Source organism: Melghirimyces profundicolus (genome assembly GCF_003054245.1).
Taxonomy (GTDB): domain Bacteria; phylum Bacillota; class Bacilli; order Thermoactinomycetales; family DSM-45169; genus Melghirimyces; species Melghirimyces profundicolus.
On record NZ_QBKR01000053.1, the window covers coordinates 1 to 6,213 of the forward strand.

The window sequence follows — 6,213 nt, forward strand, 5'->3', positions numbered from 1 at the left end:
TTTTATCGGGCTGCCAACCAAACCAAATTTGACTATTCCTTTTTGCAAGAGATCCCCCATCAACGCCCTTATCCATTGGAAGGGTATTTAATGCCGGGGGTTTATGAGTTCAACAAAAAAACGAAAGCGGAAGACATTCTTCACGTCATGCTGGATCGGTTTGACCGGAAGATGACTTCCGAAGTCCGCCTGCGTCTGCGTGAGGGAAATCTCACGGTGGATCAGTGGGTGACGATCGCATCCATAATCGAATGGCAAACCAAGAACCGGGGTCAAAAACCGTTCCAAGCCCGGAAAATTTACGATCGTCTGAACCAAGGAATCGACCTTCAACTTCCTCCCGCTCCGCCCCCTTATTCGGGGTTCAAAAGCTATCAGAACGGTCCCGGTCTTCCCCCCGGCCCTCTGAACAATCCCGGGATCGAATCCCTGATGGCCGCTTTATATCCTGCAAAGGCCCAAACCAACGGTACTGAACATCCTTAGATCGTAAAATAACGGATCAATGCAAACAGCCCCCCTCAGTTTGATTTGAGGGGGGCTGTTGAAATCTTACTCAACTGTCTTCCGCCTGACCATGGACCAAAACGCTTCGTTTTCCCGGCATTTGATCGGAAACAGTCTGGGGGACCGCCATACTTCAAACCATCAACAGCGGCTCCCGCCTGCTCCCGATTCGAAAGCGTCTTCCAAGGAAATCTCTTCCCGTACCAAGATCATAGGCGAGTGATAGGACTCCAGGGGCCGAAGCTGTAACAGATGATCCACCACCGCTTCCACATCACTGGACCGATACGTCTCCTCCAAGCTTTTCTCCACCCACCAATGACGTTCAACACCTTTCGATGATAAGCGATATATCGCCGAACCCAAGATGGACGGCTTTCGGCTGCTTCTGAGTACCATGGACGGAGTGAAAGCCTACACCCGGCACGGGAATGAGGTGTCGTCACGGTTCCCGGAATTGTTACACCCTCCCATTCCTGGGGGTACGGTGTTGGACGGAGAACTAACCGTAACCGACAGTCAAGGCCGCCCCGATTTTGAACGAGTCATGAAACGGCTGAAAACCCGTGATCCGATGAAGGTGAAGCGATTGGCACGTTCCCTTCCCGTCCAATACGTGGTGTTTGACATTCTCATGCACCGCGGGGAAACGGTGATGGATCGTTCTCTGATGGAGCGGTAAAGCCCTGTTGGAAGAAGTCCTGGAAGAAAACGAGGTGTTTTCCCGGATCCGGCACGTCGAGGAAAATGGAACCGGACTCTTTCGGGCCACGGGAGAAGCAGGACTCGAAGGGATCGTCATGAAGCGGAAAGATTCCCGGTATCAACCGGGAAAACGCTCCTGGGCATGGCAAAAGGTGATCCATTGGCACGAGACGGAAGTGGTCATCACCGGATACCGGAAAGAAGATCCCGGATGGCTGATTGCTGTCGAGAAGGACGGTCGGCTCCGCCCGGGTGGCGTGATGGAGCTTGGAATCGGTCGGGGGCTGTTTTTATTTCTCCCTAGGGGTAAGGGGGGCCCCTTTATCTCGGGTTCCGGGTTATAGCAATGATTTCTTTGAACTGTTCTTCGCTTCCTTTATCTCGCGTGAGATCATTCCTTACTCGTTTGTGAGATGCTTCATCTTCCCTCGTGACTCCAAAATCAATGAAGTGGTGATGCATTTTCAGCCGTATGTACAATACCATCAGTGGAAAGCTGCGGAGGGCACGGGACCGGAGATATTTCAAAAACGCCTTCCGGTCTTCCCTGGTTGCCAACTGAACATCATGCTGAAGGAAGACGCTTTCGATAAGCTTTTCAAAACACTCATTCAGTTTCTCATAAATTTCTGTTGTTAAGATTCGGTGTTTGAGAAGGTCGTTGTTGTAGATGCCTTCCCACTTCTTCGTGACAAATCGGATCTGCTCTTGTTTCTCAAGGACGGTATCTGGGACGCTTTGAAACGCCTGAAAGGTGCTTTGCATTTCTTCGGGAAGGTTGGGCATATCCAACTTCTCTTCGATTTTTGACAGGATATTCCGTAACGTTAGCCAACTATCAATGGGACGAATAGCCCATTTGCCTCCCTTAAAATACAGGTTGCGATTGATTCCATCCGCAAACACCAAAAGACGTAAGGGCTCCTCGGCCTCTTCTATCGGCGGTGTTGTGCCATCTTCTTTGATGATCAAGAAACCGTTCGGATCACCGTTAGGGGTAAATTTACCATAAAAAAAGAAACCTGGTAATAGAGAACGTCTTTTAAACAGACCTTGGTCGGCATCACATTGTAATTCTCTTTTTCTCCTCTCAAGAATGCCTTGGCTGTTTCCTCAATCTTTTGGGGGGCTTTGGGATCAGGAGGAAACGAGATGTTGTAATAGCTGGACAATCAGATCACCTCAGTGTGTTGATGAATCCCGTAGGTGGGGTCTCATCACCGAGTGGCGATGACGGGGTATTCGGTGGCCCAGGCCCGTTGGATCAACCGGGAAAGCTCCGGTGGATCGGGAAGGTAAAAAGCTTTGTCGGGGATTTTTCGGCCCAATAAATACGCAATCAGGGGGTCGCTGAAACCGGATTGAATTAAGCAGTATTCAAAAGTGGTGCGCAGTTTCGTGGCTTGGACCCCAAAGTGCTTTTCAACCAGATAGGCTGCATTGTGGCGGCCTATATTCATGAGTTTTTGCGTGGGGTCTTTTTTTTCTCCTTGAGTATAATTGATCAGATGAAGGCAAGCCTCGGCGCAAAGGGGGATGAACCGTTGGGTTTCGTGGTGAAACAATGTCCCGGATCGGTTTCCAAGCTGCACGTCCGCCCAGGTCAGAGAGAGGACGTCGGCCGGCCGCAGGCTGCAAAACAGAAAAAGGGCGACCAACGCCCGGTTCCGTAGATTGGTGTGACGGAGAAGTTGGAAATACAGCGTTTCAAACTCCTCCCGAGACAGGGGAAGGGCTTTATTTCTCCGGGATTTCCCAACGCGCCTATAATCCACTTGTTGACCAGTGAACTCCAGAAAACGGCTGATGGCCGTCTGACGAAGATAGATGGTGTTTTTACTGAGTCCTCGAGATTTTTGTTCCATGATGAATTCGGTGATGTCTTCCGGCCTTAGATGGGGAGGTTCCCGTCTCGGTCCGCAAGAAACTTCTCAAAGTGACGGAGGGCGTGTCGGTAAGATTCCAGGGTATTGCGGCGCTTTCCATGTTTTCGATAGCTTTCAATGAATTTTTCAATTGGATCCAATGGGTGATTTTCCTCCCGTTTCTTCTTTTTGTAGACTATTATTAAAACATTAAATGAGAATAAGCAAGAAAACAAAAGAGCTATATCTCAAGGAACAACTGTCAGGGGTATGCTACATGTTCTTGAAGAAGAAGGCGGAAAACGAACGCTAAGGAGTCCTGTTTTTTGTCCTTCAACAAGACCATCTGAGGGGTGAGACCGTAAGGGAGAGGAACGCCGGATCAAAACTGTCTTGGAATCGTTTCATTATGTAGGAATCTACTTTACCGAAAAGGAAAAGACCCTGTTGGAAGCTTATTTGGAAGGCGAAATCTCGGAAGATGAATTTGACCGTCAAGTAGAACGACACGAGTGCGAGTTTTAAAGTAGCTCAACCGGGGTTTCACTCGGTTTTTTTGCTTTTAGAGGGAGGTGGTTTATTAGTGCGTCGTCCGATCTACGAAAAACTGGGCTTGACACAGCCGGAGTTTTGAGAAGAAGTTATATGACCTCCACGTAAACCAAGGCCACACACAAGCGGATCGCAAAAAAGTTAGACGTTAACTCCGGGATCATCAGCGATTGGCTTCAGCAGATCGGGGTGACACGCAAAATGAAACTGGCCCTTCGCCTGGGGCTGGAGGAATCGGAATTGAAGAAACGACTGACTGAAAAGCCCATCCTCGGGTGGACGGTAACCATGATCCTGCCGCCGTCTCGGGAGGGAACCGTTGGCCGGTACGTCGCCGTCTTCCCGGGGAGGGGATCGGCGGGCCCAGGCGTCGCCGCGCCCCCCCGGGGAGGAAACCGGTTGGTCGGGAACGCGCCACCGACTCCCGGGTGGTGACCGATCGCCGGAAGTACGGCCGTCATCCCCGGGAGGGAATGACAGTCGGGATCCCAAGCGCCATTTCCGGCGGGTCCGTGAGCAAGCGCCTCCTCTCCCAGGCGGGTGGGCAACATAGAGAAGCCCGGCCGCCTAGGAGACGGCCGGGCTTCTCTTGCTGTGGGATTACACTTGGTTTTTCCACTCACATGGTAACTTAATATTTTGGTACTTAGAACGCGGGCTTCAGGTGAAAACAATTCGCCGGTGGTAATCTCCCGTGCAGAAACCGGGCCCGCGGCTGCCGCCAGGAGGAAAACGACGGTCGGGTCCTGTCGGTGTGATGTCAATATTGGCCTGAACCCAGAACTTCGCCTTCTGAGGCCTTTTTATTTTGGAGCGAGGGGTGTAGGTACCCCAGGGGTGGCCGAAAGTAGGGGGTCGGTCTGAAATAAATGTGTCTTAGTGTAGGATTTTCTCAAATCGCTGGCGGGACCCCAACATATCGAACTTCTTCCTCAATTCCAAGGAAAAGGGATTGGTAATAAATTATTTGTAGGCTTATTAGTAAAGCCCGAAAGAGAAATGTGCCTGTTAGTTTAACTATCCTTACACAGAATCCTGCAATTCGTCTATACAAACGACTTGGATTTTCAGTCACAGGAGAAAAAGAATCAAGTACGAGATGACCTTGAGGCCAAACCCGCCTCCTTAGCGTACAGGATGCCGGGTTTTTTACGGCCGTTGATCGCCTTAACGTACAATTTTCTTTTTTCGGTCCGGTGACCCCTGATTGCGGGGAAACTCGCACGGTCAGTTCTTAGGGGGGAACGGCTCCGAAAGGGGCCCGCCCTACCCGCCCCCCCAAGTTCACTAGCGGCTTTCGGGGGCGTATCGCAAGAGCGCCAGTCTCCTGGTATCGGTCAAAAACCAAAGTGGCCGTTATGCCTGATTACCCTTACATTCAATTATTCATTTTCAATCCCCATCGCGATAGCAAACCAGTTTCCACTATTTTTACTTCCGATCTGGAAAAAGAGGGCGATGATCTCTTCACGTGTAAAATGCTCAGTCAATCTGTTATACAATTCATCTGGCAGCTGTCCATGGTAAGCCATGATGTGATCAGTCAGTTCGAGTGAGAGTTTATGCCTTTCTGATAATTCTGTTTCGCCTTTTTGGATGGCATGTTCACGAGAGGACTCATCCAGAGTCCCGGGGTCCATGCTTTGTCAGTAATCGCAGCCGTTGTTTGATGCCGTCCGCAGGCGCAGCATCTCCATGAGTTCAGGATCTAAAATGTTGTTTAGCGCCTTATCCATCTGTTGAATAGCATCAAGGATCTCAGGAGTATTGGCGAGTACTTTTTTAAAAGGCGTTCCTTCCACATTGATGTCAGGTAATCTTGCCATTTATAAGCCTCCTCTTTATATTTGATGGTTTAAGCTTAGCTGATTTTTTTCGCTCTTGGTGTCATATTAACACCGTCAATGTCCCTCCCCGAACAAGACAACGGCGATTAAAAATGGATCGAGGCGCTCCCCCCATGAACGATACCTGGACGATGCGTAAGGCACAAGGAGAGGATTGGCCACAGATTCAAGCCATCTATAACCAAGGAATCGAAGACCGGAACGCACGAGGAACAGCCAAAGAGCTTGGAGGAAGTAAGGCCTGTCGGCATCATGACCAGCTACGCTAGCTAGCGTAATCCAAGCCCAGGTTATAAGCTTGATTTAGCATCTTTTCCACATGTCCGGGCCTTGGATCAATGGTCTCATAAAGAAGTTTTATCTTCGAGTTTGGAATCCCGCAGTAATCAGCCAAACCAATATTAAAGTAATGATCGATCATCGTGTTATATCGCCTTTTTTCAAAACGCTCGATCGGAGCGCCTGCCAAACTGATCCACAAAACATGTTCATGCTGGAGCTTATTTGGACCGTAAGCAAAGCCATCGTTCCAGACGCGGTCTATATACCCCTTCAACATGGCGGGCATACTCCACCACCAAAGTGGAAAAACAAAAGCCAGCCCATCGTGTTTTTTCATTCTTTCCATTTCCCTCTCCACCTCTAGAAGACTGGTGAAAAACGAGTAAACTTCTCCGTTATTTGAACGATATGCTCGTAAATTTTGCTGAAAATCGAAAAAGCCAACGGGTATTGGT

General features: G+C 49.7%; 9 protein-coding genes. 4 read left to right on the forward strand and 5 right to left on the reverse strand.

What is annotated here, in order from left to right; translation table 11 throughout:
* Positions 1–486: endolytic transglycosylase MltG (locus tag C8P63_RS18450; RefSeq protein ID WP_211308316.1), on the forward strand; the 486-nt coding region annotated here is incomplete at its 5' end.
* Between the two features lie 162 nt (positions 487–648).
* Here the strand turns inward: C8P63_RS18450 and C8P63_RS19320 are convergent.
* The gene (locus tag C8P63_RS19320) at positions 649–807 is read right to left on the reverse strand and encodes a hypothetical protein (protein WP_170109767.1); all 159 of its coding nucleotides are present in this window, start codon (positions 805–807) and stop codon (positions 649–651) included.
* Between the two features lie 52 nt (positions 808–859).
* Between C8P63_RS19320 and C8P63_RS19855 the strand changes: the two genes are divergently transcribed.
* Positions 860–1,189 carry an ATP-dependent DNA ligase gene (locus C8P63_RS19855; protein ID WP_281258748.1) on the forward strand — a complete coding sequence of 110 codons (330 nt, stop codon included), beginning with the start codon at positions 860–862 and terminating at the stop codon, positions 1,187–1,189.
* Between the two features lie 7 nt (positions 1,190–1,196).
* On the forward strand, positions 1,197–1,556 hold the full coding sequence (locus C8P63_RS19860) for an ATP-dependent DNA ligase (RefSeq protein WP_170109768.1): 360 nt from the start codon (positions 1,197–1,199) through the stop codon (positions 1,554–1,556).
* Here C8P63_RS19860 and C8P63_RS18465 read toward each other — a convergent pair.
* Both C8P63_RS18465 and C8P63_RS18475 read right to left on the reverse strand, forming a co-directional pair.
* Positions 1,534–2,184, reverse strand: coding sequence for a hypothetical protein (locus C8P63_RS18465; RefSeq protein ID WP_108026832.1), 651 nt, complete (start codon positions 2,182–2,184; stop codon positions 1,534–1,536). The two genes, C8P63_RS19860 and C8P63_RS18465, sit on opposite strands and share 23 nt — an antisense overlap.
* Positions 2,185–2,429: 245 nt before the next feature.
* Positions 2,430–3,077 (reverse strand): site-specific integrase, encoded by a 648-nt coding sequence (locus C8P63_RS18475; protein WP_108026838.1) that lies wholly within the window; start codon positions 3,075–3,077, stop codon positions 2,430–2,432.
* Positions 3,078–3,830: 753 nt separating this feature from the next.
* On the opposite strand from C8P63_RS18475, the gene C8P63_RS18485 reads away from it, so the two are divergent.
* Positions 3,831–4,064, forward strand: a complete 234-nt coding sequence (locus tag C8P63_RS18485) for a hypothetical protein (protein WP_108026843.1) — start codon at positions 3,831–3,833, stop codon at positions 4,062–4,064.
* 1,211 nt (positions 4,065–5,275) lie between these two features.
* Here the strand turns inward: C8P63_RS18485 and C8P63_RS18495 are convergent.
* Complete coding sequence (locus tag C8P63_RS18495; RefSeq protein ID WP_108026849.1) at positions 5,276–5,455, reverse strand: carboxymuconolactone decarboxylase family protein; 180 nt, start codon at positions 5,453–5,455, stop codon at positions 5,276–5,278.
* 286 nt (positions 5,456–5,741) lie between these two features.
* The coding region (locus tag C8P63_RS18500; RefSeq protein WP_108026852.1) for an NAD(P)H oxidoreductase at positions 5,742–6,213 on the reverse strand (472 nt) is incomplete at its 5' end.

Coding starts and splice junctions, on each gene's coding strand:
- C8P63_RS18475 (WP_108026838.1), bottom strand. CDS start 3,077: ATGGAACAAAAATCTCGAGGACTCAGTAAAAACACCATCTATCTTCGT.
- C8P63_RS18495 (WP_108026849.1), bottom strand. CDS start 5,455: ATGGCAAGATTACCTGACATCAATGTGGAAGGAACGCCTTTTAAAAAA.
- C8P63_RS18485 (WP_108026843.1), top strand. CDS start 3,831: ATGAAACTGGCCCTTCGCCTGGGGCTGGAGGAATCGGAATTGAAGAAA.